The organism is Oscillibacter sp. (genome assembly GCF_032060045.1).
Taxonomy (GTDB): domain Bacteria; phylum Bacillota; class Clostridia; order Oscillospirales; family Oscillospiraceae; genus Oscillibacter.
The window spans coordinates 139907-140317 of the sequence record NZ_DAMBZJ010000001.1; the positions used below are offsets into that span (position 1 = coordinate 139907).

The window sequence follows — 411 nt, forward strand, 5'->3', positions numbered from 1 at the left end:
CCATGCTGCCTGACGCGCTGCGCCTGTTCCGCGCGCTGGGATTTCAGGAAATCCCCCGGTACAACGACAGTCCGCTGCCGGGAACCATTTTCATGCAGCTTACGCTGTAACATCGTCAAAGGAGGCATTACCATGGCTTTTTGGAATCGGGACGAGGAAAGCGAATGGGAAAAGCACCAGAGATCAAGGGAAAAGGAAACGCCGGAGGGGGAAAAGCCCTCTGTCTCCGACGAGTTCAAGGCGTATTTTAAGGCTGTCCGTCAGGGCTTGGAAGCGGAGGACGGTCATGCCCAGCAACCTGGGGAGAAGGACACGCCCCTGAAGACGTTTCTGTCCCACCTCCGCAGGGACAAGCCAGAGGAGGAAGCGGATCCTCCGGAGAAATGCCCGTGGTGCGGCGGTGACATGATC

General features: G+C 58.2%; 1 protein-coding gene and 1 pseudogene. Both read left to right on the forward strand.

The genetic code is table 11. The annotated features are described in order from the left end of the window. Positions 1–110 (forward strand): annotated as a pseudogene (locus RT018_RS00615) (GNAT family N-acetyltransferase); the annotation flags it as partial. Positions 111–132: 22 nt separating this feature from the next. Next, a partial coding sequence (locus tag RT018_RS00620) for a hypothetical protein (RefSeq protein ID WP_312938585.1) occupies positions 133–411 on the forward strand: 279 nt, incomplete at its 3' end.